18 protein-coding genes and 1 pseudogene are annotated in these 24701 nt (G+C 71.2%); 11 read left to right on the top strand and 8 right to left on the bottom strand.

All coding sequences use genetic code 11. From position 1 onward, the window contains the following. Nucleotides 1-59 precede the first annotated feature (59 nt). Nucleotides 60-722 (top strand): GntR family transcriptional regulator, encoded by a 663-nt coding sequence (locus ACIBAE_RS12240; RefSeq protein WP_399284315.1) that lies wholly within the window; start codon nt 60-62, stop codon nt 720-722. Beyond that, nucleotides 719-2020, top strand: coding sequence for a nitrate/nitrite transporter (locus tag ACIBAE_RS12235; RefSeq protein WP_399284314.1), 1302 nt, complete (start codon nt 719-721; stop codon nt 2018-2020). Before ACIBAE_RS12240 ends, ACIBAE_RS12235 begins: the two co-directional genes overlap by 4 nt. Before the next feature lie 182 nt (nt 2021-2202). Here ACIBAE_RS12235 and ACIBAE_RS12230 read toward each other — a convergent pair whose 3' ends face one another. After that, on the bottom strand, nt 2203-3027 hold the full coding sequence (locus ACIBAE_RS12230; RefSeq protein ID WP_399284313.1) for a maleylpyruvate isomerase family mycothiol-dependent enzyme: 825 nt from the start codon (nt 3025-3027) through the stop codon (nt 2203-2205). A 184-nt stretch (nt 3028-3211) separates the two neighbouring features. Here ACIBAE_RS12230 and ACIBAE_RS12225 point away from each other — a divergent pair, with 184 nt between their 5' ends. Beyond that, nucleotides 3212-4009, top strand: coding sequence for a carbon-nitrogen family hydrolase (locus ACIBAE_RS12225; protein ID WP_399284311.1), 798 nt, complete (start codon nt 3212-3214; stop codon nt 4007-4009). Nucleotides 4010-4172: 163 nt separating this feature from the next. Here the strand turns inward: ACIBAE_RS12225 and ACIBAE_RS12220 are convergent, their stop codons facing one another. Continuing rightward, nucleotides 4173-4667, bottom strand: a complete 495-nt coding sequence (locus ACIBAE_RS12220) for an LURP-one-related/scramblase family protein (RefSeq protein ID WP_399284310.1) — start codon at nt 4665-4667, stop codon at nt 4173-4175. 113 nt (nt 4668-4780) lie between these two features. On the opposite strand from ACIBAE_RS12220, the gene ACIBAE_RS12215 reads away from it, so the two are divergent. Further along, on the top strand, nt 4781-6604 hold the full coding sequence (locus ACIBAE_RS12215; protein ID WP_399284308.1) for an NHL domain-containing thioredoxin family protein: 1824 nt from the start codon (nt 4781-4783) through the stop codon (nt 6602-6604). A gap of 100 nt (nt 6605-6704) precedes the next feature. Here ACIBAE_RS12215 and ACIBAE_RS12210 read toward each other — a convergent pair whose 3' ends face one another. The 3 genes from ACIBAE_RS12210 to ACIBAE_RS12200 all read right to left on the bottom strand — a co-directional run bounded on the left by ACIBAE_RS12210 (nt 6705) and on the right by ACIBAE_RS12200 (nt 10485). Beyond that, entirely contained in the window at nt 6705-6929 is a 225-nt protein-coding gene (locus tag ACIBAE_RS12210; protein WP_399284307.1) for a DUF6458 family protein, read from the bottom strand. Between the two features lie 124 nt (nt 6930-7053). Continuing rightward, nucleotides 7054-8343 carry a M18 family aminopeptidase gene (locus ACIBAE_RS12205; RefSeq protein ID WP_399284305.1) on the bottom strand — a complete coding sequence of 430 codons (1290 nt, stop codon included), beginning with the start codon at nt 8341-8343 and terminating at the stop codon, nt 7054-7056. Nucleotides 8344-8658: 315 nt separating this feature from the next. Next, entirely contained in the window at nt 8659-10485 is a 1827-nt protein-coding gene (locus tag ACIBAE_RS12200) for an acyl-CoA dehydrogenase (RefSeq protein ID WP_399284303.1), read from the bottom strand. 153 nt (nt 10486-10638) lie between these two features. Between ACIBAE_RS12200 and ACIBAE_RS12195 the strand changes: the two genes are divergently transcribed. From ACIBAE_RS12195 to ACIBAE_RS12185, 3 genes are all read left to right on the top strand, one after another. Next, nucleotides 10639-11124 (top strand): SseB family protein, encoded by a 486-nt coding sequence (locus ACIBAE_RS12195; RefSeq protein ID WP_399284301.1) that lies wholly within the window; start codon nt 10639-10641, stop codon nt 11122-11124. Between the two features lie 205 nt (nt 11125-11329). Beyond that, on the top strand, nt 11330-12283 hold the full coding sequence (locus ACIBAE_RS12190; protein WP_399284298.1) for a pirin family protein: 954 nt from the start codon (nt 11330-11332) through the stop codon (nt 12281-12283). Between the two features lie 117 nt (nt 12284-12400). Beyond that, nucleotides 12401-13492 (top strand): AI-2E family transporter, encoded by a 1092-nt coding sequence (locus ACIBAE_RS12185; RefSeq protein ID WP_399284296.1) that lies wholly within the window; start codon nt 12401-12403, stop codon nt 13490-13492. Here ACIBAE_RS12185 and ACIBAE_RS12180 read toward each other — a convergent pair. After that, nucleotides 13447-15810: a SpoIIE family protein phosphatase gene (locus ACIBAE_RS12180; protein ID WP_399284294.1), complete on the bottom strand. Its 2364-nt coding sequence runs from the start codon at nt 15808-15810 to the stop codon at nt 13447-13449. The two genes, ACIBAE_RS12185 and ACIBAE_RS12180, sit on opposite strands and share 46 nt — an antisense overlap. A 111-nt stretch (nt 15811-15921) precedes the next feature. Here ACIBAE_RS12180 and aspS point away from each other — a divergent pair, with 111 nt between their 5' ends. Next, nucleotides 15922-17694, top strand: a complete 1773-nt coding sequence (gene aspS / locus ACIBAE_RS12175) for an aspartate--tRNA ligase (protein WP_399284293.1) — start codon at nt 15922-15924, stop codon at nt 17692-17694. Nucleotides 17695-17909: 215 nt separating this feature from the next. Here the strand turns inward: aspS and metG are convergent, their stop codons facing one another. After that, the gene (gene metG, locus ACIBAE_RS12170) at nt 17910-19514 is read right to left on the bottom strand and encodes a methionine--tRNA ligase (RefSeq protein WP_399284292.1); all 1605 of its coding nucleotides are present in this window, start codon (nt 19512-19514) and stop codon (nt 17910-17912) included. A 245-nt stretch (nt 19515-19759) separates the two neighbouring features. Between metG and ACIBAE_RS12165 the strand changes: the two genes are divergently transcribed. Further along, nucleotides 19760-20413 carry a response regulator transcription factor gene (locus ACIBAE_RS12165; protein ID WP_399284670.1) on the top strand — a complete coding sequence of 218 codons (654 nt, stop codon included), beginning with the start codon at nt 19760-19762 and terminating at the stop codon, nt 20411-20413. Beyond that, nucleotides 20410-21585, top strand: coding sequence for an ATP-binding protein (locus tag ACIBAE_RS12160; RefSeq protein ID WP_399284290.1), 1176 nt, complete (start codon nt 20410-20412; stop codon nt 21583-21585). Before ACIBAE_RS12165 ends, ACIBAE_RS12160 begins: the two co-directional genes overlap by 4 nt. Nucleotides 21586-21589: 4 nt before the next feature. On the opposite strand, the gene ACIBAE_RS12155 is transcribed toward ACIBAE_RS12160, so the two are convergent. Beyond that, nucleotides 21590-23413: a VWA domain-containing protein gene (locus tag ACIBAE_RS12155; RefSeq protein WP_399284288.1), complete on the bottom strand. Its 1824-nt coding sequence runs from the start codon at nt 23411-23413 to the stop codon at nt 21590-21592. A 353-nt stretch (nt 23414-23766) separates the two neighbouring features. Between ACIBAE_RS12155 and ACIBAE_RS12150 the strand changes: the two are divergent. Continuing rightward, a pseudogene (locus ACIBAE_RS12150) lies at nt 23767-24447 on the top strand (PhoX family protein); the annotation flags it as partial. Nucleotides 24448-24701: the final 254 nt, after the last annotated feature.

Raw genomic sequence — 24701 nt, 5'->3', positions numbered from 1 at the left:
CCGTCCCGTATCCCGGACGCGGATTCCTGTTGCACCTCTGTTGTATCTAAGCTGTGCTCATGCCGTCCGCCCCGCCTGCTTCCATGAAGCAACCGCCCGCCGCCGACCGTGTCTACAGCCATATCAAGGAGGCCGTCCTCGACCGCCGCTACGAGGGCGGGACCCTGCTCACCGAGGGAGAGCTGGCCGAGGCGGTCGGCGTCTCCCGGACGCCCGTGCGGGAGGCGCTGCTCAAGCTGGAGGTGGAGGGGCTGATCAAGCTCTACCCCAAGAAGGGCGCGCTCGTACTCGCCGTGTCCGCGCAGGAGATCGCGGATGTCGTCGAGACGCGGCTGCTGGTCGAGGAGTTCGCCGTACGGAAGGCCGTGCCGGCGTCCGGGCGGTTGATCGGGCGGCTGGAGGAGTTGCTGGAGGAGCAGCGGCGGTGGGCCGCCGAAGGGGACCTCGCCGCCGTCTCGGTGACCGACCGGTCGTTCCACGCGGAGATCGTGCGGAACGCGGGCAATCAGATTCTGTCGAAGCTCTACGACCAGCTCAGGGACCGGCAGTTGCGGATGGGCGTCGCCGTGATGGAGGCGCACCCCGACCGCATCGCCGCGAACATCACCGAACACGCCGAACTGCTCGAAGCCATCAGGACGGGCGACGTCGAGGGAGCCGCCGCGTGTGTGCGCCGGCATGTCAGCCGCGTGAAGGTGCTCGTCCGGGGGGAGGCCCGATGAGTGGCCCGGCTCTCACGCTGCCCGGCGATCCGCCCGGCGGCCGGCGTGCCGTCGGGATGTGGGGCATCGGCGTCGCCGTCTACTTCGTCGCCGTCACCTTCCGTACGAGTCTGGGCGTGGCCGGGCTCGACGCCGTCGAGCGCTTCGACATCAACGCCTCCGCGCTGTCGACGTTCTCGATCCTTCAACTGCTCGTGTACGCGGGCATGCAGATACCCGTGGGGCTGCTGGTCGACCGGCTCGGCACCAAGAAGGTACTGACGATCGGCGCGGTGCTCTTCACGGTCGGGCAGCTGGGCTTCGCGCTCGCCCCCTCGTACGGCATGGCCCTGGCCTCCCGCGCCCTGCTCGGCTGCGGCGACGCGATGACCTTCATCACCGTGCTGCGGCTCGGCACCCGCTGGTTCCCGGCCCGCCGGGGGCCGCTGATCGCGCAGATCGCCGCGCTGTTCGGGGTGGCGGGCAATCTGGTCTCCACCGTCCTCATCTCCCGGACCCTGCACGGTCTGGGCTGGACCGCGACCTTCGCGGGCAGCGCCGTGGCCGGTGCCGTCGTCCTGGTCCTGGTGCTGCTCTTCCTCCGGGACCATCCGGAAGGCCATGAGCCGCCGCCTGCCGGGCACGTCGGCTTCGCCTACGTACGGAAGCAGATCGCCCTGTCCTGGAGCGAGCCGGGCACCCGGCTCGGGATGTGGGTGCACTTCACCACCCAGTTCCCGGCCATGGTCTTCCTCCTGCTGTGGGGGCTGCCGTTCCTCGTCGAGGCGCAGGGTCTGTCCCGGGCCACGGCGGGCGAGCTGCTCACCCTCGTCGTGCTCTCCAACATGGCCGTGGGCCTGGTCTACGGGCAGGTCATCGCCCGGCACCACGGGGCCAGGGCGCCGCTGGCGCTCGGCACGGTCGGGGTGACGGCGCTGCTCTGGGGCGCGACGATCGCTTACCCGGGTGACCACACCCCGATGTGGCTGCTGATCACCCTCTGCGTGGTGCTCGGCTCCTGCGGTCCCGCGTCGATGATCGGCTTCGACTTCGCCCGGCCCGCGAATCCGCCGGAGCGTCAGGGCACCGCCTCCGGAATCGTCAACATCGGTGGTTTCACCGCCTCGATGACGACACTGCTCGCGATCGGTCTCCTGCTGGACGCGACCGGCGACAACTACCGGATCGCGTTCGCGTCCGTCTTCGTCCTCGAAGCGCTCGGCGTGGTCCAGATCCTGCGGCTGCGGGCGCGGACGGCCCGGCGGGAGCGGGAGCGGCTGGTGGCGAGCCGGGTGGAAGTGGTGCACGTACCGGCGTGACGCCGTGCCCGTACGTACCGGCGTGAGGCGGGGTGGACCGTGCGGGTGCCCGCCTCATCGCGCCGTACGCCCTGCGCGCGCGCTGTGTCCGCCGCCCTCGCGCCTACCGCGTCACCGCGCCCCTCGCACCTGCCGCGCCCCTCGCACCTGCCGCATCCCTCGCGCCTATCGCCTTCTCGTGCCTACCGCGTCACCGCGAACTCGCGCAGGATCGCCGCCGCCAGCTCCTGATCCCCGTCGATCTTGATCTGGTCCGCGACGGCCGCCGGCCGCACCCGGCCGCACGCCAGCCTGAAGTACGTCTCCCAGTCCATCGCGAGCGTCACCAGGGGGCCGAGTGACGGCGAGCCGTCGACCGAGCCACGGCCGTCCGCGCTCACCCGGACCGTACGCAGGAACTCCACCGGGCCGTGCACGTCGATCACGATCGCCGAGTTCGGCGGCGCGCCCGCGTCCTTCGCGACGGCCTCGGCCAGCCCGACCAGCAGCTCGTCGCGGGCGACCAGGGCGCCGGGGGAGTCGAGGTTGCCCGGCTTGTCGAGCGTGGTGCGCAGGTCCTGCTCGTGCACCCAGAGGTCGAACGCCCGTCCCCGCCAGGCGGTTTCGAGGGTCTGCTCGGTGCCGAGGGGCGCCCGGACCATCGTGTCGGGCAGGCGGTTCTCGTTCCGCAGCTGACGGTTGCGGCGGATGACCGTGTACTCCAGCTCGGAGGTCATCTCCGGTGCGGTGTGGTGCCGCCGCACATCGACCTGCATCTCCATGTAACGGGCGAACTCGCTCTGCACGTGGTAGAGATCGCGCGGCAGTGAGTGGATCGGCCGTGGGTCCCCGAGCATCTCGCATTCCATGCCGATGACGTGCGAGATGATGTCTCGTACGGACCACCCGGGGCACGGTGTGCGCCAGTTCCACTCGCTTTCGACGAGTGGCTGCACCAACTCGGCTATGGCCTCGATGGAATGGGTCCAGGCATCGGCGTAGTTCTGAAGGCTGGGATGGACGGTCACGGGACCCCTCGGCGGTTCTGCGGTACGCGGGCTGGCTTGCTGGCGGGCTGCGGTCTGCGGGCGGCGGCTGCGGCCGCTTGGGAGGTTTGCAGCTAAGTTACGCTGCCCGATGGCACCCCGGCAGTGCTTTCGTGTGACGATCGTAGGCCCGTGTTGACGGTTCGAATGCCAGGACGGTGGTACTGTGCGCGCCTCGCTCATCCAGATCGCGGTAGACCCGGACGAATCCGTCGGCGCCCGCAGGCAGCGTGCGGCCGCGCTGGTGCGCCGGCAGCGAGGCGCTGACCTGGTGGTCCTGCCGGAGCTGTGGCCGGTCGGGGCGTTCGCGTACGAGTCATTCGCCGAGGAGGCGGAGGCGCTGGACGGCCCCACCTTCGAGGCGATGTCGAAGGCGGCGCGTGACGCCGGGGTCTGGTTGCACGCCGGATCCATCGTCGAACGGGATCCCGAAGGACCGCTCTACAACACCTCGCTCGTCATCTCCCCCGCCGGTGAACGGGCCGCCACGTACCGCAAGATCCACCGCTTCGGCTTCGACCAGGGCGAGGCGGCGATGATGGGCGCGGGCGGGGAACTGGTCACCCTACGGCTGCCGGAGACCACCCTCGGCCTCGCCACCTGCTACGACCTGCGCTTCCCCGAGCTGTTCCGCGGGCTCGTCGACGCCGGCGCGCAGACACTCGTCGTCCCGGCCGGCTGGCCCGCCCGGCGCCGCGCGCACTGGACGCTGCTCGCGCGGGCCCGCGCCGTGGAGAACCAGGCGTACGTCCTGGCCTGCTCCACCGCCGGCACCCACGCCGGGGTGGAGCAGTCGGGGCACAGCATCGTCGTGGACCCCTGGGGCGAGGTACTCGCCGAGGCGGGGCCCGGCGAGGAGGTCCTCACGGTGGATCTCGACCCGGCGAAGGTGGCGACGACGCGCGAGCGGTTCCCGGCGCTGAAGGACCGCCGGCTGGGCCTGGAAACGCCGCCGCGCCGCTGAGCGGCACGCTCAACGACCGCGCCGCCGAGCAGCACCGAACGGCCGCCGCGCCGCTGAGCCGCACACGCGACGACCGCGCCGCCGAGCAGCACCGAACGGCCGCCGCGCCGCCGGGCAGCACGCTCAACGACCGCGCCGCCGGGCACTCGGCCCCGGTCCGGGTTCAGCCGTCCTCGCGTTCCTTCTCCGCCATCCGGATCACGCACACCGCCACGGCGATGAGCAGCGCGTGGTCGCTGTCCTCCCGCACCACGTCCACGCCGTACGTCTCCCGTACCCGCAGCCAGCGCCGCGAGATGTGCGCCAGCAGCTCGCCGTCGTACTCGATCGCGAACTCCCGGTCGAGGATCCGCCCGCTCACATCCAGCTCGGTGCCGTCCACCAGCGACACCCGGTAGTGGTTGCGCAGCAGCGAGAGCCGCTTCTTGCGGATGGTCGCGAGCGTCCGGTCGTCCCGCTCGATGGTCATCGCGTCGCGCAGGCTGAGCAGCTTCTGCCGCAGGGTGATCAGCACCCGCCCGGACGGATCCTTCAGCTCCAGGGTGTCGCGGAGCCGCAGCGCCTTTCCGTCGACGAGAAAGGCCTGCCGGCCGCTCTCGTCCTCGATCCAGTAGTCGTCGCCGATCGCGAAGATCTTGTCGCGCACGAGATATTTCATGGGGAACGGGTACCCCGCCGGGGCGCCCCGAAGGCGTCACGGAGTGAGGTGCACGCGTTCGGGCGGCGCGGGCGTGCGTCAGGTCACACGACCCGGGATGGCACCCTTGATGCATGAACGATGCTTCTCCCGTGTCCCGTCGCGCCCGTGTCCGTGCCCCCGAGCTGGTCGGAAAGGGCGGTTGGCTCAATACGGGCGGTACCTCGTACTCCCTGGCTGACCTGCGGGGACGCATCGTCATCCTGGATTTTTGGACGTTCGCCTGCATCAACTGCCTGCACGTCCTGGACGAGCTGCGGGAGCTGGAGGAGAAGCACCGGGACACGGTGGTGATCATCGGGGTCCACTCGCCGAAGTTCGTGCACGAGGCCGAGCACCGGGCCGTCGTGGACGCCGTCGAGCGGTATGAGGTGCATCACCCCGTCCTGGACGACCCCGAGATGGTGACCTGGAAGCAGTACGCCGTACGGGCCTGGCCCACGCTCGTCGTGGTCGACCCCGAGGGGTACGTCGTCGCGCAGCACGCCGGTGAGGGGCACGCGCACGCGATCGAGAAGCTGGTCGAGGAGCTGGAGGCCGAGCACTCCGCGAAGGGCACGCTGCGGCGCGGGGACGGGCCGTACGTTCCGCCGGAGCCGGTCGCGACCGATCTGCGTTTCCCCGGGAAGGCGCTGGTGCTGGAGAGCGGGAACTTCCTCGTCTCCGACTCCACCCGCCATCAGCTGGTCGAGCTGGAGCCGGACGGCGAGACGGTCGTACGGCGGATCGGCACCGGCACCCGCGGGTTCGGTCCCGACTCGTTCAGTGAGCCGCAGGGCCTCGCGCTGCTGCCCGGCGGCAAGGTGATCGTCGCCGACACCGTGAACCACGCGCTGCGGACGTACGACCCGGTCAGCGGCGTGATCGAGACCGTCGCCGGGACCGGCAAGCAGTGGTGGCAGGGGTCGCCGACCTCCGGGCCGGCCCGCGAGGTCGACCTCTCCTCGCCGTGGGATGTCGCCTGGTGGGCGGACCGGGTGTGGATCGCGATGGCCGGTGTCCACCAGCTGTGGACGTACGACCCGGCCACCGGCACCGTCCAGGTCGCGGCCGGCACCACCAATGAGGGACTCGTGGACGGGCCCGCCGCCGAGGCGTGGTTCGCGCAGCCGTCCGGGCTGGCGGCGGCCGGGGACCGGCTGTGGATCGCCGACTCGGAGACGAGCGCCCTGCGGTACGTCGAGCGGGACGCGGACACCGGCGGGTTCGCCATCCGTACGGCCGTCGGCACCGGGCTCTTCGACTTCGGGCACCGCGACGGGGCCGCCGAGCAGGCGCTGCTCCAGCACCCGCTGGGTGTCACCGCGCTGCCCGACGGTTCGGTCGCCGTCTCGGACACGTACAACCACGCCCTGCGCCGCTTCGACCCGGCGACCGGTGAGGTGACCACCCTCGCCACGGATCTGCGCGAGCCCAGCGACGCGCTCCTGGTCGGCGAGGACATCGTCGTCGTCGAGTCCGCGCGCCACCGGCTGACCCGGCTGCGGCTGCCCGAGGAGGCGGTCCGCGTCGAGGCGGTCGCCCACCGCACCCAGCGGGCCGCCACCGAGGTCGGGCCCGGCGCGCTCCAGCTGGACATCGTCTTCACCGCGCCGAGCGGGCAGAAGCTCGACACGCGTTACGGTCCCTCGACCCGGCTGCTCGTCTCCGCGACCCCGCCCGAGCTGCTGGCGGAGGGCGGCGGCGCCGGTACGGATCTGCGGCGTGAGCTGGTGCTCGCCGACGGCGTCACGGAGGGCGTCCTGCATGTCTCCGCGATGGCGGCGTCCTGCGACGACGACCCGGCCAACGAGTACCCGGCCTGCCATGTCCACCAGCAGGACTGGGGTGTCCCGGTCCGCCTGACCGAGGGCGGTACGTCCCGGCTGGCGCTGGTCCTGGCCGGGCTCGACGCCTGAGCCGCGCCGGGGCCGGGCGCCTGAGCCGCGCCGGGCGCCTGAGCCTGTGTCACGCCGGGCGCCTGAGCCCGCGTCGGGCCGGAAGTCGCTGACGTACCGGTCAGAAGCCGCTGCGGTCGTCCCGTTCCACGATGGTCGGGGCGACCGGCGAGACGATGGCCCGCCGGCGGCGGGCGATGCTGGTGAAGGTGGCGATGCCGATGATGCCGACCGCCATCATGATGATCCCGACCAGGTCGACGTTGACGCTGTCGAGTTCCCAGTCGGTCGCGAAGGTGAGGATCGCCCCCACCGCGATGAGAACGATGCATCCGCCTATGCCCATGAATCCCGCCTCCTGATACGAGTGGTGGCCGTTCCGGGCCATTGGGTCGGGTACCCCGGTCCGGAACAGCCATGCGGGCGGCGGGAGTTCATCGCGGGGGCCGTTGTCCGGCCCACGCGGTGGGTCAGCCCTCCAGGAAGGCGACCAGCGCGTTCGCCAGCAGGTACGGGTCATCGGCGCCGCACAGTTCGCGCGCGCTGTGCATCGACAGGATCGCGACGCCGATGTCGACCGTCCGGATGCCGTGCCGGGCCGCGGTGATCGGGCCGATGGTCGTGCCGCACGGCATCGAGTTGTCCGAGACGAACGACTGCCACGGCACGCCCGCCTTCTCGCACGCCGCCGCGAAGACGGCGCGGCCGCTGCCGTCCGTCGCGTACCGCATGTTGACGTTGACCTTGAGGATCGGGCCGCCGTTGGCGCGCGGGCGGTGCGTCGGGTCGTGGCGCTCGCTGTAGTTCGGGTGCACGGCGTGGCCGGTGTCCGACGACAGGCAGATCGTGCCGGCGAAGGCCCGCGCCCGGTCCTCGTACGTACCGCCCCGGGAGAGCACCGAACGCTCCAGGACCGTGCCGAGCAGCGGCCCGTCCGCGCCGGTGTCCGACTGTGAGCCGTTCTCCTCGTGGTCGAAGGCGGCCAGCACCGGGATGTACGGCAGGGGTGTGCCGACGACCGAGGTCAGCGCGGCCGTACCCGCGTGCACGGAGATGAGGTTGTCCATCCGGGGCCCGGCCAGCAGCTCGCGGTCCTTGCCGAGGTAGGCGGGCGCCTCGATGGCGTGCGGCATGAGGTCCCAGCCGGTGATGTCCTCCGGCGCGACGCCCGCTTCCCCGGCCACGAAGCGGATCAGGTCGCCCTCCTCGGTCTCCCCGAGGCCCCAGATGGGCTGCATGTGCCGCTGCCGGTCCAGCTTGAGGCCCTCGGTGTTGACGGACCGGTCCAGGTGCACGGCCAGTTGGGGGACGCGCAGCAGCGCGCGGTCGATGTTGACCAGCCGGTGCGAGCCGTCGCGCAGGGTGATCCGGCCCGCGAGCCCCAGATCACGGTCGAGCCAGGTGTTGAGCAGCGTCCCGCCGTAGATCTCGACGGCGATCTGCCGCCAGCCGTACGAGCCGGTGTCCGGGATCGGCTTCACCCGCAGATTGGGGGAGTCCGTGTGCGCGCCGATGATCCGGAACGGTGTGTGCGGTTCCGCGCCCTCCGGTACGTACCAGGCGATGATCGCCCCGCCGCGCAGCACGAACCGTCCGCCCGTGGAACCGTCCCAGGCATCCGTCTCCAGTACCTGGCGGAAGCCTGCCTTCTCCAGGCGCTCCGCGGCATTGGCCACCGCGTGGTACGGCGACGGGCTGGCCGAGAGGTAGGTCATGAGGTCGTCGGTGTGGCCGCGGTCGAAGCGGGCGGAAGTGCTCATGGGGTTCACCATAACGACGGGCGCCCGGCACCGGTCCCGGCAGCGCTGACAACGTCATATGCCGGGGCGGACAAGCTCCGCACATGGGGATATCGGGCACGGAAACGGAGGGTGGGGGTGGGTCCGCCGGGCGGACGGGACGGGAGCGCGAGGGGGGACGGGACGGGAGCGCGAGGGGGGACGGGGGTGACGGGAGGGGGGCAGGACGCCTCTCCCCGAGAGGTGTCCTGCCCCCGTACGGCGCGTTGACACGGGCTCCCCGGAATTGCGTGGCCGGAGGTCCGCGTTCGCGGTATCAGTGCCGCGGGAGAGGGACTAGAACGCCGCTTCGTCCAGCTCCATGAGGGAGTGGTCGACGGCCTCGGCGAGTGCCCGCTCCGCCGCGACGCCCGGCAGTACGTTCGCGGCGAAGAACTTCGCCGCCGCGATCTTGCCCTGGTAGAACGCCACGTCCCGCGCGGCGGCCGTCTCCAGCTTCTCGGCGGCCACCGCGGCCCCGCGCAGCAGCAGGTACCCGACGACCACATCGCCGGAAGCCATCAGCAGGCGTGTGGTGTTGAGTCCGACCTTGTAGATGTTCCTGACGTCCTCGCCGGTGGCGGTGAGGTCGGTCAGCATCCGGCCGACGATCGCCTCCAGGTCGCCGGCGGCCCGGGCGAGCGCGTCGCGGGCCGGGGCCAGCTCCGTACCGCCGGTGCCCACGGCGAGGAACTTCTTGATCTCCTCGGCGAGGGTGTTGAGCGCCTGGCCCTGGTCGCGGACGATCTTGCGGAAGAAGTAGTCCTGGCCCTGGATGGCCGTGGTGCCCTCGTAGAGGGTGTCGATCTTGGCGTCCCGGATGTACTGCTCGATCGGGTACTCCTGGAGATATCCGGAGCCGCCGAATATCTGGAGCGCCTGCGCCAGCTGTTCGTACGACCGCTCGGAGCCGTAGCCCTTCACGATCGGCAGCAGCAGGTCGTTCAGCCCGCTCAGCGCCGTGACGTCCTCGCCGGCGGCCTCCTTGACGGAGATCTCGTCCTGGACGGAGGCGGTGTGGAGGACGAGGGCGCGCATGCCCTCCGCGTACGCCTTCTGCGTCATCAGCGAGCGGCGCACGTCGGGGTGGTGCGTGATGGTGACCTTGGGTGCGGCCTTGTCCATGAACTGCGCCAGATCGGGGCCCTGGACGCGCTCCTTGGCGTACTCCAGCGCGTTCAGGTAGCCGGTGGAGAGGGTGGCGATGGCCTTCGTGCCGACCATCATCCGGGCGAACTCGATGATGCGGAACATCTGGCGGATGCCCTCGTGCTTGTCACCGATCAGCCAGCCCCTGGCGGGGTGGCGGTCGCCGAAGGTCAGCTCGCAGGTGTTGGACGCCTTGAGGCCCATCTTGTGCTCGACGTTCGTGGCGTACACGCCGTTGCGCGCGCCCAGTTCGCCGGTCTCCCAGTCGAACTCGTACTTCGGTACGAGGAAGAGGGACAGGCCCTTGGTGCCGGGGCCGGAGCCCTCGGGGCGGGCGAGGACGTAATGAAGGATGTTCTCCGACATGTCGTGCTCACCGGAGGTGATGAAGCGCTTCACGCCCTCGATGTGCCAGCTGCCGTCGGCCTGCTCGACGGCCTTCGTGCGGCCCGCGCCGACGTCCGAGCCGGCGTCCGGCTCGGTGAGGACCATGGTGGAGCCCCACCGCTTCTCGACGGCGATCGCGGCGACCTTCCGCTGTGCCTCGGTGCCCTCCTCGTAGAGGACGCCGGCGAAGGCCGGACCCGACGCGTACATCCACACGGCCGGGTTCGCGCCGAGGAGCAGCTCCGCGTAGGCCCAGATCAGGGAGCGGGGGGCGGTGGTGCCGCCGATCTCCTCGGGCAGGCCCAGGCGCCAGTACTCGGAGTCCATGTAGGCCTGGTAGCTCTTCTTGAAGGTCGCGGGGACCGGGGCGGTGCCGGTCTCCGGGTCGAACACCGGCGGGGTGCGGTCGGCGTCCGCGAACGACGCGGCGAGGTCGGTCTCCGCGAGGCGGACGACCTCACCGAGGATGCTCCTGGCGGTCTCCACGTCCATCTCCGCGAACGGGCCCGTGCCGTAGAGCTTGTCGCGCCCGAGGACCTCGAAGAGGTTGAACTCGATGTCGCGGAGATTCGACTTGTAGTGCCCCATGGCGACGGCTCCGTAAGGCTCGGGAGGCGGATTCCTCGTGCTTTTACTGCTGAGTAGCTCCGATGATGCTACCCATGGGTAATAAGATGCAACCCCCTCCGGGCATCTGTGACGAGGCTCCCCCCGGCCGCATTCCTCAGTACTCTTGCGCTCATGTACGGCTACGACCAGACCCCGGGTGCTCAGCAGCAGTACGCACACCCGCAGCAGCAGCCGCAGCAGCCGATGGGCGGCGCCGGTGCCGGTGGCTACGGCGAGCAGCCGCTGTATCCGGAACCGTCGCCTCCGTCGCTGGGGGACGCCGTGCGCGCGTTCACGACGGGGTCGCTGTCGGCGGAGGACTTCCAGCAGATCTTCGCGACGTCGAAGGTCTACTGCCCGCGCGGTGACAATCCCGGGTTCCTGGCGCTGCACAACACCCAGCAGCCGGTGATCCCCATGTTCAGCACGCTGAAGGAGCTGCGTCGGTACGCGGGCAAGGAGTCCAAGTACTTCGTGATCACGGGCGCCGAGGTGATCGATCTGCTGCCGACGGGGTACGGCTTCGTGCTCGACATGGAGGGCGATCACCGGATGGTGTTCGACGCGAAGGCGGTCGAGCAGATGGTCGACTTCGCGATGCGCCGGATGTACGGCTGATCGGCCCGCTCTTCCCGCCGTCCTTTTCGTTCTTCCCGCGCGCGCCCGCGCTGAGCGGTCCCGAGGCCCGTACCGGTCGGTACGGGCCTCGCTCGTGTGCGCGGGCGTCCGGCCGCGCCGAGGTGCGGTGTGCGCGGCCCGCCTTGCCAGATGTTCATCTTTCAACTAAATTGGATTGAGGTTGAAGGATTAGAGGAGGCCCCCCATGCCCGCAGTGACTGTCGACAATCCGCTGACCCTGCCCCGCGTGACGGCTCCGGCCGGCGCCCCCGCCCGTCCGGTACTCGCCGTCACCACCGCGCCCAGCGGCTTCGAGGGCGAGGGCTTCCCGGTGCGCCGCGCGTTCGCGGGGATCGACTACCGGCACCTCGACCCCTTCATCATGATGGACCAGATGGGTGAGGTGGACTACGCGGCGGGCGAGCCCAAGGGCACCCCGTGGCACCCGCACCGCGGCTTCGAGACGGTCACGTACCTGATCGACGGAAGCTTCATCCACCAGGACAGCAACGGCGGCGGCGGGACCATCAAGAACGGTGACACCCAGTGGATGACGGCGGGCTCCGGCCTGCTGCACATCGAGGCGCCGCCGGAGGCGCTGGTCATGTCCGGCGGCCTGTTCCACGGCCTCCAGCTCTGGGTGAACCTCCCGGCGGCCGACAAGATGATGGCCCCCCGCTACCAGGACATCCGCGGCGGCCAGGTCCAGCTGCTGACCTCGCCGGACGGCGGCGCGCTGCTCCGGGTGATCGCGGGTGAGCTCGACGGCCACGAGGGCCCCGGTATCACGCACACCCCCATCACGATGGTCCACGCGACGCTGCGGCCGGGTGCCGAGCTCACGCTTCCGTGGCGCGAGGACTTCAACGGTCTCGCGTACGTCCTGGCCGGGCGCGGCACGGCCGGTACGGACCGGCGGCCGGTCCACACGGGCCAGACCGCGGTGTTCGGCGCCGGCGGCACGATCACCGTCCGCGCGGACGAGTCCCAGGACTCGAACACGCCGGACCTGGAGGTCGTCCTGCTGGGCGGACGCCCGATCCGTGAGCCGATGGCGCAGTACGGGCCGTTCGTGATGAACAGTCAGGCCGAGCTCAAGCAGGCCTTCGACGACTTCCAGGCCGGGCGCCTGGGCACGGTCCCGGCGGCCCACGCGTAAGGCCTTTCGTCCGGATCATGACGGGCGGAGCACCTGCGGCCGGGTGACGGCACGTCACCCGGCCGGGGGCGTGCGCAGGACAGCCGGACACGCGCGTGATCGGGTGGGAAGGTGCAGATGCCTTCGCGGTCGTTCCTCCTGCCCGAGAGTGTCCGGCGCGTCGCCGCGTGGTGCGGGGTGGTGCTGCTCGTCGCAGGTGTCGGGGCCGTGCTGATCTGGCTGTGGAGCACCTTCCGGGTGGCCATCACCCCCGTTCTGCTCGCACTGCTCGGCACCGCGCTGCTCGGCCCCCTGCACCGCCGGCTCGTCGCGATGAGGGTGCCCCGCTCGCTCGCCGCCGGACTGACCTGCGTCGCCGTGGTGGGCGTCGTCGGCGGGGCCGGCTACATCGTCATCACCGCACTGATCGACAGCGGCGACCAGATCATCGCCTCGCTCCAGCAGGCATGGAAGGATCTCGCCCGACTCTTCGGCACCGCCGGGACCTCGCTGGACGACCTGGCGGGTGATGCCAAGAGCCTCCTCAAGAAGTACGCGAGCACCGCCGCCTCCGGGGTGCTCACCGGCCTCAGCGTCGCCGCCGAGCTCGCCGCCACGGCGGTGCTCTCGCTGCTGCTGATGTTCTTCTTCCTGCGGGACTCCGACAGAGTCGCGGGCGCGCTCCGGTCGCTGGCCCCGCAGGCGACCGGTGAGGCCGTCGAAGCCATGGCACGCCACGCCTTCGGGGCCGTCGAGGGCTTTATGCGCGGCACCACGATCATCGCCCTCATCGACGCGACCTGCATCACGGCCGGACTGCTGATCCTGCGGGTGCCCGGCGCCGTCGGGCTCGGCGCGCTGGTGTTCGTCGGCGCGTACGTCCCCTACCTCGGCGCGCTCCTCTCCGGCACCGTGGCGGTGCTGGTCGCGCTCGCGGACCGGGGCTACGCCATCGCGCTCTGGGCGCTCGGCGTGGTCCTCGCCGTGCAGCTGCTGGAGGGGCATGTGCTCCAGCCGGTGATCCAGAGCCGTACGGTCCAGATGCACCCGGCCGTGGTGATGCTGGCGATCACGGCGGGCGCCGCCGTCGCCGGGATTCTCGGCATGCTGCTCGCCGTACCGCTGACGGCCGCCGTGTTCGGCGTGATCGCCGAACTACGGCAGCGCTACGGCCACCACGCGGCTCACGACCCCCCTGCGGGCTCGGGCTCCCCGTCCGGCTCCGGCTGAGGTTCCGGCCCCGACTCAGGCTCCGGACCTGACTCAGGTTCCGGACCCGATTCGGGATCCGATTCGGGTTCCGGCCCCGCGTGAGGTTCCGACCTCGGCCCGCCGCCCTCGTACAGCTCGAACCAGATGGACTTGCCGTCGCCGCGCGGGTCCGCCCCCCACGCGTCCGCCAGCACCTCCATCAGCACCAGCCCCCGCCCGCTGGACGCCAGCTCGCCGGGGCTGCGGCGGTGCGGCAGCTCGTCGCTGCTGTCAGCGACCTCGACCCGCAGCCGCCGCCGTCCGCGCTCCCCGGCGGCCTCGGCCACCAGCAGCGCGTCCCCGTCCGTGTGGACCAGCACATTGGTCACCATCTCGGAGACCATCAGCTCCGCCGAGTCGATCTGCTCCTCGTCCGCCCAGTCCTGGAGCAGATCGCGCACCTGCTGCCTGGCGCTCGCGACCCGCCTTGGTTCTGCCTGGGCGATCGTGACCGCCGTGCGACGGGGTGCCCGTCCCGCCGCGCCGACGGGCGCCCTGTCCCGCGCCAGCAGGAGCAGCGCGATGTCGTCCTCGCGTCCGGACAGCAGAGACGGCGGCCCTGGCGGCCCTGAGTACGGTCCACTGGCGCGGGCGTTCCCGATGAGAGCGTCGGCGAGTTGGTCCGCCGACCGCGCGCCCTGCTCCTCCAGGATCCGCTGGAGACGCGCGCAGCCCTCGGGGTAGTCCCTGCCGACCGCTTCGATCAGCCCGTCCGTGCACAGCATCAGGGTCTCGCCCGGTTCCAGGGTGAGCCTGGTGATCGGGTAGTCCGAGTCGGCCTCCACCCCGAGCGGGAGTCCGCCGGCGGTGGCCCTGACGGTCGCCGTTCCGTCGGCGGACAGGACGAACAGGTCGGGGTGGCCCGCGCGCGCCACGTCGAGCGTCCCGTCCTGGGGGTTCACCTCCAGATAGAGACAGGTCGCGAAGCGCGGTGTGTTACAGGCCGGATCGGTGGGACCGAAGATGGCGTCCCTGGCGTTGGACTGCGGCCAGCCGTTGTCGCTCGTCGGCCGTGCGTCCCGTCCAGCGTCCTGGGGGCCCTGCTGAAGCCCGGCCAGAAAGCGGGAGGCGCGGGCCAGCACCGCGTCCGGGTGGTGTCCCTCGGAGGCGTACGCGCGCAGTGCGATGCGCAGGGCTCCCATGAGCCCGGCGGCCCGTACGTCGTGTCCCTCGACATCACCGATGACCAGGGCGAACCGCTGGCCGGTGCTGTCCGCCCCGGGGGCGGATCCGCCGGGCAGCGGGATCATGTCGTACCAGTCGCCGCCCACCTGGAGGCTGCCTCCGGTGGGCACGTAGCGCCCGATGGCCGTCATTCCCGGGATCTCCGGGCCGGTGGTCGGCATCATCGAGCGCTGGAGCCCCAGCGCCAGCTCCCGTTCGGACTCGGTGACCCCGGCCCGGGCCAGCGACTGAGCCAGCATCCGGGCCACGGTCGTCAGTGCCGCGCGCTCGTCGAAGTTGAAGGCCAGCTCGTGGTCGAAGACGACCCGCCAGACACCGAGTGTCCGGTTCGCCATCGTCAGCGGCACGAAGGCCCAGGCTCCCAGTCCGAAACGCCTCGCGTACTGCCAGGCGCCGGGATACCGCTTCGCGTACGCGTCCGGGCCGCCGAGGTAGACGGCTTGGCCGCTATGGATGACGTCCACCGCCGGATAGTCGGCGTCCAGCGGCAGGTCCGCGAAGGGCGCCAGGTCCGCCGGCATGTCCCCGCTGTAGCTGGTGACCTTCAGACGGTCGCCCACCGGCTGGTAGACGGCCAGCGTGATCGCCGGGAACTCGGGCATGAACAGCGACGTGGCCACCCGCAGGACCTCCGCGGTGGAGTGGGCCTCGGCCAGCGCCCGCCCCGCGTCGAGCAGGAACGCCTCCCGGGACCTGCGCCGGTCCGTGGTGACCCGGTCTTCCGGGGGGCTGGAGCCATCGGCGGGCGGGGTGATCTCGTAGACGCAGCCCACCATGGTCTGGGCCGGCTCCTCGTCGGACACCCGCGGCTCGGCGGTGGAGGGCCTGCCCCGGGTCCGTACCGTACGGACCACCCGGCCCGCCTCGTCCAGCACCCGCAGCCGGGACTCGGCCAGGATGCCTTCGGCGAACGCCAGCTGGAGGGTGGCGTCGATCTCGTTCCTGTCGACCGGGTGGAGGTGGGCGAGCAGCGCCCCCGCCGAGACGGACGTGGATCCTTCGGGCAAGCGGTAGAGGTACGCGGCCGTCGCGTCCAGCGTGACCATGTCGGAAGCGCTGTCCCACTCCCACAGGCCGATCCCGATAGCACTCAAGACCTCGTCGGACCTCATTGTCCCACTTTATGAATATGTGCGGACACATCGCCACCGAGGGTGGCGCGGTCGGACGGTAGCCTGGTGACGACCGTCCCACCCCGAATTGCTAAGACTGGATGAACGACGATGCATCGGTACAGGTCCCACACCTGCGGCGAGCTCCGCGCCTCTGACGTCGGCACCGACGTCCGGCTGAGCGGCTGGCTGCACAATCGCCGAGACCTGGGCGGCATCCTCTTCATCGATCTGCGGGACCACTACGGTCTGGTGCAGCTCGTCGCCCGCCCCGGCACCGCCGCCAACGAGGCGCTCTCCAAGCTCACCAAGGAGACCGTCGTCCGGATCGACGGCACGGTCTCCGCGCGCGGCACGGAGAACGTGAACCCGGAGCTGCCGACCGGCGAGATCGAGATCGAGGTCTCCGAGGTCGAGGTGCTAGGCGCGGCGGGCCCGCTGCCGTTCACGATCAACACCGAGGACGGCGTCAACGAGGAGCGGCGCCTGGAGTACCGCTTCCTCGACCTGCGCCGCGAGCGGATGCACCGCAACATCCTGCTGCGTACGGCCGTCATCTCCGCCATCCGGCACAAGATGACCACGCTCGGCTTCAACGAGATGGCCACCCCGATCCTCACCGCGACCTCCCCCGAGGGCGCCCGTGACTTCGTGGTCCCGTCCCGGCTGAACCCCGGCAAGTTCTACGCGCTGCCGCAGGCCCCGCAGCAGTTCAAGCAGCTGCTGATGATCTCCGGGTTCGACCGCTACTTCCAGATCGCGCCGTGCTTCCGCGACGAGGACGCCCGCGCCGACCGCTCGCCCGGCGAGTTCTACCAGCTCGACGTCGAGATGAGCTTCGTCGAGCAGGAGGACGTCTTCCGGCCGATCGAGAAGCTGATGACCGAGCTCTTCACCGAGTTCGGCGGCGGCCGCGAGGTCACCTCCCCGTTCCCGCGCATCCCGTTCCGCGAGTCGATGCTGAAGTACGGCAACGACAAGCCGGACCTGCGGGCCAAGCTGGAGCTCGTCGACATCTCGGACGTCTTCGCGGGCTCCGAGTTCAAGGCGTTCGCCGGCAAGCACGTCCGCGCCCTCCCGGTCCCGGACACCGCCGGGCAGCCGCGCAAGTTCTTCGACGGCCTCGGTGACTTCGCCGTCGAGCAGGGCGCGAAGGGCCTGGCCTGGGTGCGGGTCGGCGAGGACGGCACGCTGACCGGCCCGATCGCCAAGTTCCTCACCGAGGACGACATCAAGGTCCTGACCGAGCGTCTGGCGCTCGCGCCCGGCCACGCCATCTTCTTCGGCGCGGGCGAGTTCGACGAGGTCTCCAAGATCATGAGCGCGGTCCGCGTCGAGGCCGCCAAGCGCGCCGGCCACTTCGAGGAAGGCGTCTTCCGCTTCTGCTGGATCGTCGACTTCCCGATGTACGAGAAGGACGAGGAGACCGGGAAGATCGACTTCTCGCACAACCCGTTCTCGATGCCCCAGGGCGGTCTGGAAGACCTGGAGACGAAGGACCCGCTGGACATCCTGGCGTGGCAGTACGACATCGTCTGCAACGGCATCGAGCTGTCCTCCGGCGCGATCCGTAACCACGAGCCCGAGCTGATGCTCAGGGCCTTCGAGATCGCCGGCTACGACCGCGACACCGTCGAGCACGAATTCGCGGGCATGCTCCGCGCGTTCCGCCTCGGCGCCCCGCCGCACGGTGGCATCGCCCCGGGCGTCGACCGCATCGTGATGCTGCTGGCCGACGAGCCCAACATCCGCGAGACGATCGCCTTCCCGCTCAACGGCAACGCCCAGGACCTGATGATGGGCGCCCCGACCGAGCTCGACGAGACCCGCCTGCGCGAGCTGAACATCGCACTGCGCAAGCCGGTCGCGAAGTCCGGCGAGTAACAGCCCGGTCAGCACGCCGTCGGAAGAGGAGAGGCCCGGAGCCGAAAGGTTCCGGGCCTCTTCCCGTTCCGGGCAACCTGATCGGGACCTGATCGGGACCTGATCGCGAAACGACCAGGGACCCGGGCGACGGCGACGTCGAGGCAGCCGGCCCGTACGCACGGGAAAGGCCCGGGACCAGCTTGGTCCCGGGCCTTCCTCGGTGCGCGTACCGCTTACGCGGGCTTCTCCTCCAGGCGCGGGAACAGCACCGCGCCCTTCGTCACCGTCGTGCCGGCCGGCAGCTGCCCCCATGTGGCCGCGTCCTGGACCCGCTGGTCCGCGAGCGCGCCCAGCGACTCGGCGGCGCCGAGCGAGTCCCACAGCTTCTGCGAGGTGTCCGGCATGACCGGGTTCAGCAGGACGGCCATGGCCCGCAGCGACTCGGCGGCCGTGTAGAGGATCGTCGCGAGCCGCGCCTGGCCCTCGGCGGACTCGTCCTTGGCGACCTTCCAGGGCTCCTGCTCGGTCAGGTAGCCGTTGACCTGCTTCACGAAGTCGAAGACCGCCGCGATCCCGCCCGCGAAGTCCAGCTCCTCGCCGATCTTCCGGTCGGCCTCGGCGACCGCGCGGGACAGCCCGTCCCGTACGGCCTGCTCGGCGTCGCCCGCCGCCGTTGCCCCGGGCAGCGCGCCGCTGAAGTACTTGCCGACCATGGCCGCGACGCGCGAGGCGAGGTTGCCGAAGTCGTTCGCCAGCTCGGAGGTGTAGCGGGCGGTGAAGTCCTCCCAGGAGAACGAGCCGTCCTGCCCGAAGGCGATGGCGCGCAGGAAGTACCAGCGGTACGCGTCGACGCCGAAGTGCGAGGTCAGGTCCTGCGGCTTGATGCCGGTCAGGTTCGACTTCGACATCTTCTCGCCGCCGACCATCAGCCAGCCGTTGGCGGCGATCCTGCCGGGTACGGGCAGCCCCTGCGCCATCAGCATGGCGGGCCAGATGACCGCGTGGAAGCGCAGGATGTCCTTGCCGATGAGGTGCACGTCCGCCGGGAAGGTCGCGTCGAACTTCTCCTGGTTGGCGCCGTAGCCGACCGCCGTCGCGTAGTTGAGCAGCGCGTCGACCCACACGTAGATGACGTGCTTCTCGTCCCACGGCACCGGGACGCCCCAGTCGAACGTGGAGCGCGAGATGGAGAGGTCCTGGAGGCCCTGCTTGACGAAGCTCACGACCTCGTTGCGGGCGGACTCGGGCTGGATGAAGCCGGGGTTGGCCTCGTACAGCTCCAGCAGCCGGGGACCGTACTCGCTGAGCTTGAAGAAGTAGTTCTCCTCCTTGAGGATCTCCACCGGCTTCTTGTGGACGGAGCACAGCTTGACGCCGTCCTCGCCCTCGATCAGCTCGCCGGGGAGCTTGTACTCCTCGCAGCCCACGCAGTACGGGCCTTCGTACCCGCCCTTGTAGATCTCGTCCTTGTCGTACAGGTCCTGCACGAACTCCTGCACACGGTCCGTGTGCCGCTTCTCCGTCGTCCGGATGAAGTCGTCGTTCGCGATGTTCAGGTGCTCCCAGAGAGGCCGCCAGGCCTCGTCCACGAGCTTGTCGCACCACTCCTGCGGAGAGACCCCGTTGGCATCGGCGGTGCGCATGATCTTCTGACCGTGCTCGTCCGTGCCGGTGAGGTACCACACCTTCTCGCCGCGCTGGCGGTGCCAGCGGGTGAGCACGTCGCCTGCGACGGTCGTGTAGGCGTGGCCCAGGTGAGGAGCGTCGTTGACGTAGTAAATGGGGGTGGTGACGTAGAACGCCTTCCCACCCTGCTCTTCGGATCCAGTGGCCGCCATGGTCGAAATGGTATCGGCCCCGCGATGGTCTCTTCACATCGATAAACCACCGCGTATGCCCGGCGGAGAGCTTTGCGAAACAGCCGGTGCCGTAGACAGGCGCATCCTGGGAGGAGAAGGGCATCATGCGCGAGGCACGCCACGAGACGGGACACGAGGCCGGGCACGGCGCGGGACACGAGGCCGGGCGGCGAGCCGGGCACGGGGTCGGGCACGGGGTCGGGGACGAGGCAGGGGACGACAGCATGCGGGTACTGGTCGCCGAGGACGAGGAGATCCTGGCCGAGCTGGTCGCCACCGGCCTGCGACGCGCGGGTTTCGCCGTCGACACCGTGTACAGCGGGGACGCGGCCCTCGCGTACCTGGGACTGCACGACTACGACGTGGTCGTCCTCGACCGCGATCTGCCACGCGTCCACGGCGACGACGTCGCGCGCAAACTGGTCGCCGACGCCTCCCGCACGCGCATCCTGATGCTCACCGCGTCCGCCTCCATGGAGGACCGCGTCGAGGGCCTCGACCTGGGAGCCGACGACTATCTGGGCAAGCCCTTCGAATTCCCCGAGCTGGTCTCCCGGGTGCGCGCGCTGCGGCGGCGCAGCGCCAGGCCCGTACCGCCGCAGCTGGAGCGGGAAGGGGTACGGCTCGATTCCGTACGGCGGACGGCGTCCCGGGACGGGCAGCCGCTGGACCTCTCGCCGAAGGAGTTCTCGGTGCTCCAGATCCTGCTGGAGGCGGACGGGGCGCCGGTCTCGGCCGAGGAGCTGCTGGAGCGGGCCTGGGACGCGCACGCGGACCCCTTCACGGGGGCCGTCCGCGTCTGCCTGAGCAAGCTGCGGGGCAAGCTGGGCGAACCGGCGCTGATCCGTACGGTGCAGGGCGTGGGGTACGCCCTGTGAAGAGCCCCGCCCAGGGCCCCCGCTCCACCACCATCCGTACCCGTATCGCGCTCGTCTACGGCGGCGCCTTCATCGTGCTCGGCGGCTGCCTGCTCGCCGTCGTCAACCTGCTCTCCAGCGCCGGTACGGAGAACAAGGCGCAGGCGATCGCCGCCCGCGAGGGGATGCTCCCGCACGTCAGCGTCTACCAGGTCTACCGGCTCACGGACACCGTCAGCGACGCCGCCTCCGACGAGATGGTCTTCTGGTCCGCCGTCGCGCTGCTCGTGATGGCGGCGTGCGCGGTCGGGGTCGGCTGGTGGACGGCGGGGCGGGTGCTGCGGCCCGTGCACGCGATGACGGCCAAGGCACGCCGGCTGTCCGAGCACAACCTGCACGAACGCGTCGGGGCGAGCGGGCCCGACGACGAGCTGAAGGAGCTGGGCGACACGCTGGACGCGCTGCTGGGGCGGCTGCAGAAGGCGTTCGACAGCCAGCGGCGGTTCATCGCGAACGCCTCGCACGAGCTGCGCACGCCGCTGGCCACCCAGCGCACCGCGATCCAGGTCGGCCTCGACGAGATGTGCTCGCCGGAGGAGCTGGCCCGTACGAAGGAGACGCTCCTCGCCAACAACCGGCGCAGCGAGCGGCTCATCGAGGGGCTGCTCGTCCTGGCGCGCAGCGAGCGTGAGGTCGAGGACCAGGAGCTGGTCGATCTGGGGGAGGCGGTGGCCGAGGAGGCGGCCCGGTACGGCCTGTCCGCGTCGCTGTCCCTGGCCGGCGCGGGCGGGGCCGGGACCAGGGCCGGGGGCGACGCGGGGGTGGTGCGCGGGAACCGGCTGCTGCTCGGACGGCTGGCCGGGAATCTGCTGGCCAACGCCGTCGCGTACAACGTGCCGGGCGGGACGGTCGGGATCGCCGTCAGCGGGTGCGTGCTCGTCGTCCGCAACACGGGCCCCGCCGTCTCCATGGCGGACATCCCGGCATTCTTCGAACCGTTCCGGCGGGGTGAGGGACGTGACCGGATGGGGCCCGGGGCGGGGCTCGGGCTCTCCATCGTGCGCTCGATAGCCGTCGCGCACGGCGGGACGGTCACCGCCGTGCCGGGCGGGGCGGGGGGTGGTCTGGTGGTGACGGTGAAACTGCCGCCGGCCCGCGTGGGTGACGCGGGCCGGCGGCAGCGGACGGACTGACGGCTCAGGCCGTGGGCTTCCAGGCGGTGAGCAGCTCGCGGTAGAGATCGGCGTCGGGGACCTCGCGCGGGACGGGACCCGCGTGGAAGAACCCGACGTTGTCGAGACCCAGCTTGCGCAGGAAGTCGAACGCCTTGGAGTCGTGCTCCCCGAACGCCACGAACGCCCAGAACAGCGGCTTCCCCGCCACGTCCACGAGCGCCTGGCGGGCGGGCTGCTTGGCGTCGGGCGCCCCGTCCGTCTGGAACACGACCAGCGCGGGGACGTCGGCCCCCGACTTCTCGTAGTGCTCGACGACCTGCTCGACGGCCCGGTGGTAGCTGGTCCGGCCCATCCGGCCGAAACCGGCGTGCGCCTCGTCCACCGCGTTCTCGTACGCGGAGGGCGTCAGGTCGGCCGTACCGTCGATGTCGGTCGAGAAGAACACGGTGTGGACGACCGCCTCGTCGCCGAGGTGCGCGGCGAGGGCGACCGTCTGCTCGGCGAGGTGCTGGGCGCTGCCGTCCTTGTAGTACGGCCGCATGGAGCCCGACCGGTCGAGAACGAGATACACCCGCGCCCGCACGCCCTCGATCCCCCGCTCCTGAAGCGCGGCACCGGCGGCGGTGTGGTGTGCGGTGAGCCCGGCGGCGACGGCCTGGCCGGCGGGCGCGTCCACCTCGGGTGCCGGGGCGGCGTCGGGCACGGTGGCGGGGACGGTGGCGGGGGCGACCGGGGCGACCGGGTCGGGCTCGGCGACGGGCGCGTGCGTCTCGGCGACGGCGACGGGTGCGTGCGGCTCGGGCTCGACTTCAAGCTCGGGCTCGACCTCGGGCTCGGGCTCGGGCTCGACTTCAAGCTCGGGCTCGGGCTCGGGCTTGACCTCGGGCTCGGGCTCGGTGACCGGGGTCTCCAGGTCGGCCGGGACGACGGGGTCGGCTTCGGCCTGGGGGTGGTTCGTCGGGTCCGTGACGTCCGTTTCCGGGAGCGGCGTGCTCTCCGCCGCAGGCGGAGCCTCGGGCTCGGCCACGGCGACGGGCGCGTCGGCCTCGGCGACCGGTACGGCCTCGGCGACCGGTACGGCCTCAGGGGCCGTCTCCGCCTCCGGCTCGATGACGGGGATGACCGGGACGGCGGGGTCGGCCTCGGCGGCAGTGACGGTGACGGGGGCGTCGTCCGCCTCGGGGGCCGGTGCGGCCTCCGGCTCGGGCGTCGCCTCGGGCTCGGTCAGCGGCTCGGCGGCCGGGGTCTCCGGCTCGGCCGGGACGACGGGGTCGGCCTCGGCCTCCGGCTCGATGACCGGGACGACGGGGTCGGCCTCGGCGGCAGTGACGGTGACGGGGGCGTCGTCCGCCTCGGGGGCCGGTGCGGCCTCCGGCTCGGGCGTCGCCTCGGCCTCTGCCTCCGGCTCGGCGGCCGTCTCCGGCTCCGTCTCCGGCTCCGTCTCCGGCGCCACGGCGGGCGCCGTGGCGGCAGCCGTAACGGCCGCCTCCGGTACGGGCGTTGCCTCCGGCTCCAGCTCTGACTCCGGCTCCGGCTCCGACGTCGTCTGGGCCGGGACCGTGGCCCTCGGCGTGTCATCGGTCGAGCGCGTCGACTGCGACGGGACGGTCCCGTCCCGCTTGCCGGTCGGGCGGGGTTTGTCGAACGCCGCGGCCACGAGATCCGCCGCCGCTCCGTCCGCGGGGGCCGGCACTGTCGCGGTCGTGGCCGTGGTCGCGGCTTTCTTACTCCGCTCGGCGGAATCCGTGCGGTCGGCCTGCGGCGGGACGGAGGTTGCCGCCGACTCGTTGTTCTCCTCCGCACGGTCGCGTCCGAACACCTTGCGCAGCAAGCTCCGAATGCCCATGGGCGAGGCCTTTCAGATGAGTTGGGTGCGGTTCCGCCGCCGGGGAAACGCAGCATCCCTGGCCAGGGCGGATACGTAAGGTTAGCGGCCGCTCCGCGCGATCTCCGGGAGGGGCGGCCCCCGTGTGCGAAGGGCCGCCCGGTCGGCCGGACGGCTTCCCGGTCCCCGGCCCGACTCCTGCCCCGCTCCTGACCCGCTCCCGATCGGTCTTCGACTGGTTTCCGGCCCCGCTTCCGCCCCGTTTCCGCCCCGCTTTGTCTCCCTATGACTGACACCATGCGACCCCATGACCTCCCGGTCGGCCCGCATTCATTCGGGCTTCACCGGACCGCCGCCGCTCTGCTCACCTGCCCCCTAGCGTCACCGCTGACGAGGTGTACGTCTTCACGCGTCTCGCGGGCGACAAGGTCGGCGCCACCAAGATGGATCGCCCGGAGGACGTCGAGCCGTCGCCGCGCACCGGCCGTGTCTACGTGGCGCTGACGAACAACACGGACCGTGGCAAGGCCGGTAAGGCGGGCGCCGACGAGGCCAACCCCCGTAACGCCAACAAGCACGGCCACATCCTGGAGCTCGCCGAGAACTGGGACGATCCGGCCGGTGACGGCTTCGCCTGGCGCCTCTTCCTGGTCGCGGGCGACCCGAAGGACCCCGCGACGTACTTCGCGGGCTTCCCGAAGGACAAGGTCAGCCCGATCTCCTGCCCGGACAACGTCGCGTTCGACCCGCACGGCAATCTGTGGATCTCGACGGACGGCAACGCGCCCGGCACGCACGACGGGCTGTTCGGTGTCGCGACGCAGGGCGAGCGGCGCGGTGAGCTGAAGCAGTTCCTGACCGTTCCGACCGGTGCGGAGACCTGCGGCCCGCTGATCCAGGACCGCCGCGTCCTGGTGGCCGTGCAGCACCCGGGTGAGCTGGACGGCGCGTCCGTCGAGAAGCCGGCGAGCACGTGGCCCGACGGCCCGGGCAAGATCGTCCGCCCGGCGGTCGTGGCGGTCTACCGCAAGGACGGCGGCGACATCGGCGTCTGACCGGTCGACGCGGTGCTGTGACGCCGCGAGGCTGTAAGGCCGTGACGTGACGCCGTGAGGCGGCTGTCGTGGCGGTGGGGGGGGGGGGGGGGGGGGCGCGGGGGCCCCCCCCCCCCCCCCCGGGGACCCCCCCCCCCCCCCCCCCCCCCCCCCCCCCCCCACCACCCCCCCCCCCCCCCCGCGGGGCCGGGCCGCCCCCCCCCCCCCCCCCGGCTGTGGTCGTGCGGGAACGCGGGCGTGGGCGTGATCGGACA

It is taken from the genome of Streptomyces sp. NPDC051569, from assembly GCF_044454085.1.
Taxonomy (GTDB): domain Bacteria; phylum Actinomycetota; class Actinomycetes; order Streptomycetales; family Streptomycetaceae; genus Streptomyces.
The sequence above is the reverse complement of the archived record's forward strand: the minus strand, read 5'-3'. Positions and strand labels throughout refer to the sequence as shown.